The organism is Desulfofundulus luciae, from assembly GCF_030813795.1.
In the GTDB taxonomy this organism is placed as follows: Bacteria; Bacillota; Desulfotomaculia; order Desulfotomaculales; family Desulfovirgulaceae; genus Desulfofundulus; species Desulfofundulus luciae.
This window is the reverse complement of the sequence record NZ_JAUSUX010000063.1, coordinates 1-1,526: the sequence shown is the minus strand read 5'-3', so window position 1 is coordinate 1,526 and position 1,526 is coordinate 1. Positions and strand designations below refer to the sequence as shown.

General features: G+C 48.2%; 2 protein-coding genes and 1 pseudogene. All 3 read right to left on the bottom strand.

The annotated features are described in order from the left end of the window. Positions 1–239, bottom strand: a 239-nt coding sequence (locus J2Z49_RS14705; protein WP_307403940.1) for a hypothetical protein, incomplete at its 3' end; no start/stop codon positions are given. 86 nt (positions 240–325) lie between these two features. Further along, entirely contained in the window at positions 326–1,084 is a 759-nt protein-coding gene (istB, locus tag J2Z49_RS14700) for an IS21-like element helper ATPase IstB (protein ID WP_307403938.1), read from the bottom strand. After that, a pseudogene (locus tag J2Z49_RS14695) lies at positions 1,081–1,526 on the bottom strand (IS21 family transposase); the annotation flags it as partial. The pseudogene J2Z49_RS14695 and the gene istB, both read right to left, overlap by 4 nt.

Genomic DNA, 1,526 nt, shown 5'->3' with positions numbered 1-1,526 from the left:
TGTTGATTGTCAATAGAATTGACCCACTTTGTGCAAATAAAATTGACCCACTGGAGAACAAAAATAACCAGCATTGATCCCCCTGATGAGACGAAAATTTTGCCTGGCTCGCTTCGCTCGGCCTTGACAGGAACCGGCATCAGCCGGTGCAGGAATACACGGGCGAGGCGACGGCGATGGGGAGCATGATGGGGGTAAGGAACCGCCTCGCTCCAATCCATTGTACCGGCTGCTTCCACCTGTCAAGGCAGGCAAAATTTTCGCATTTCAAAGGGGAGCTCAGCTCAAGCTCAAAAGAGCATGAGGAGGTTATGGGCTTACCATTTTAACGGTTGTTTGCTGCTTTTAGCTTGCCTTTAAGCCTGTAGCTTGTCCCGTTGATATAGAATATCCGGGCGTGATGGACAAGCCGGTCAATTATGGCCGCCGCCACCACCTGGTCGGAAAATATCTCCCCCCATTCGTTAAAGTTATAGTTGGTGGTTAAGATAATACTCCCCTTCTCATAGCGCATGGAGACCAGACGGAAGAGAAGGTTGGCCTGCTCTTTGCTCACGGGCATATAGCCAAGCTCATCTATGATCAAAAGGTTAAGCCGGGAATAGCCCAGCAGCTTGTCCGCCAGGCTGCCGTCCCTGGCGCTGAGCATTAATTCTTCCAGCAGCTTCTGGGCAGTAATAAAAACCACCCGATATTTGGCCATGCATGCCTTAATGCCCAGGGCTACTGACAGGTGGGTCTTACCGACTCCAGGCGGGCCTAAGAAAATCACGTTTTCTTTTTTCTCAATAAATTCCAAAGAACTTAAGGCGATGATTTCTTTTTCTCGCAATGACGGCTGAAAGCCAAAGTCAAATTCCTCCAGTGTTTTGATGAATGGAAAGCGGGCCTTGTTAATTTTAGTCTTGACTGTTCCCTCGTTTTTCCTTTTCAATTCCTCTTCGAAGAGCAGGGAGAGGTATTCTGTATAAGACAGGTTGTTTTGAGACGCCTTTTCTGTAATCTCCCGGTAGTGAGCAAGCATTCCTTTGAGTTTTAATGCCTGCATCTGGCTTTCCAGGTAACTGGTCAGCTTATTGCTCATGAAATTGCCGCCTCGCTTTCATCCAGGGCATAACAGGAAAGGTCACGTTTGATTTCCACCGGCGGCAGATTAAGACTTGCCGGGTCATAATCCAGAGAAAGCGGGGCAATTTCATTCTTCTCCAGCAGCCTTTTAATACTGTTTTTGTGATAAGAGCCAATATTCAGGCATTCTTTTATGGCTGCCGCAATGTCTTCAGTGGCATATATGTTTTGATAGCGCAGAATTTCTGCTAAATGCCAGTACAGGTTTGCGCCTGTGTGGTTGCGCAGCCCTTCCAGATACATCCGGCCAGCTTCGCCAAAAGTGCTGATGAACTTCCCGGCCAGGGCGGAGCGAACTCTGGTTTTCTTTTCCTGGTATTGACGATTGATAGCTTCATGTTCGGGGTGAACCGGACGGCCGGCTTGTTTTTGCAGGTAAAGATCGAACTCGTCCAATA